The sequence below is a fragment of the Pseudoalteromonas aurantia genome, assembly GCF_005886875.1.
Classification (GTDB): Bacteria; Pseudomonadota; Gammaproteobacteria; order Enterobacterales; family Alteromonadaceae; genus Pseudoalteromonas; species Pseudoalteromonas aurantia_A.
Genome location: NZ_PNBY01000064.1, coordinates 1 through 1,765 on the forward strand (window position 1 = coordinate 1; position 1,765 = coordinate 1,765).

A 1,765-nucleotide genomic window follows, 5' to 3' on the forward strand; every position below is an offset into this window, starting at 1 on the left:
ATACTTCCAGAGCAATATTAATTAAACGACCTAAGTCATTTAATTAACAATCATCTGTGTGGACACTACGAACAAATAAGTTCTAAATCGTATAAGGAGGTGATCCAGCCCCAGGTTCCCCTAGGGCTACCTTGTTACGACTTCACCCCAGTCATGAATCACTCCGTGGTAAGCGCCCTCCCTAAGGTTAAGCTACCTACTTCTGGAGCAACCCACTCCCATGGTGTGACGGGCGGTGTGTACAAGGCCCGGGAACGTATTCACCGCGGCATTCTGATCCGCGATTACTAGCGATTCCGACTTCATGGAGTCGAGTTGCAGACTCCAATCCGGACTACGACGCACTTTAAGTGATTCGCTAACTCTCGCGAGCTTGCTGCACTCTGTATGCGCCATTGTAGCACGTGTGTAGCCCTACACGTAAGGGCCATGATGACTTGACGTCGTCCCCACCTTCCTCCGGTTTATCACCGGCAGTCTCCTTAGAGTTCCCACCATTATGTGCTGGCAACTAAGGATAGGGGTTGCGCTCGTTGCGGGACTTAACCCAACATCTCACAACACGAGCTGACGACAGCCATGCAGCACCTGTATCAGAGCTCCCGAAGGCACCAAACCATCTCTGGTAAGTTCTCTGTATGTCAAGTGTAGGTAAGGTTCTTCGCGTTGCATCGAATTAAACCACATGCTCCACCGCTTGTGCGGGCCCCCGTCAATTCATTTGAGTTTTAACCTTGCGGCCGTACTCCCCAGGCGGTCTACTTAATGCGTTAGCTTTGAAAAAGTTGTCCGAAGACCCCAGCTTCTAGTAGACATCGTTTACGGCGTGGACTACCGGGGTATCTAATCCCGTTTGCTCCCCACGCTTTCGTACATGAGCGTCAGTGTTGACCCAGGTGGCTGCCTTCGCCATCGGTATTCCTTCAGATCTCTACGCATTTCACCGCTACACCTGAAATTCTACCACCCTCTATCACACTCTAGTCTGCCAGTTCGAAATGCAGTTCCCAGGTTGAGCCCGGGGCTTTCACATCTCGCTTAACAAACCGCCTGCGTACGCTTTACGCCCAGTAATTCCGATTAACGCTCGCACCCTCCGTATTACCGCGGCTGCTGGCACGGAGTTAGCCGGTGCTTCTTCTGTCAGTAACGTCACAGCTGGTAGCTATTAACTACCAACCTTTCCTCCTGACTGAAAGTGCTTTACAACCCGAAGGCCTTCTTCACACACGCGGCATGGCTGCATCAGGCTTGCGCCCATTGTGCAATATTCCCCACTGCTGCCTCCCGTAGGAGTCTGGACCGTGTCTCAGTTCCAGTGTGGCTGATCATCCTCTCAAACCAGCTAGGGATCGTCGCCTTGGTGAGCCATTACCTCACCAACTAGCTAATCCCACTTGGGCTAATCTCTTGGCGTGAGGCCCGAAGGTCCCCCACTTTGGTCCGTAGACGTTATGCGGTATTAGCAGTCGTTTCCAACTGTTGTCCCCCACCAAAAGGCATATTCCCAAGCATTACTCACCCGTCCGCCGCTCGTCAGCAGATAGCAAGCTATCTCTGTTACCGCTCGACTTGCATGTGTTAGGCCTGCCGCCAGCGTTCAATCTGAGCCATGATCAAACTCTTCAATTAAAAGTTTTGTTGAAACCCTTTACGAGAAAGTGTTTCGTGCTCATTGAATTCTGATTTTGATTTCTTTCGAAATCGAATTGACTGTGCTGAAACAAGTAAACTTGTTTCCGTTGGTCACTCAGTTTCTCCGAAG

At 50.9% G+C, this 1,765-nt stretch carries 1 rRNA gene; it reads right to left on the bottom strand.

Going from position 1 to position 1,765, the window contains the following annotated elements:
* Positions 1 to 92 precede the first annotated feature (92 nt).
* Positions 93 to 1,632: ribosomal RNA gene (locus tag CWC18_RS13360) — 16S ribosomal RNA — on the bottom strand.
* Positions 1,633 to 1,765 lie beyond the last annotated feature (133 nt).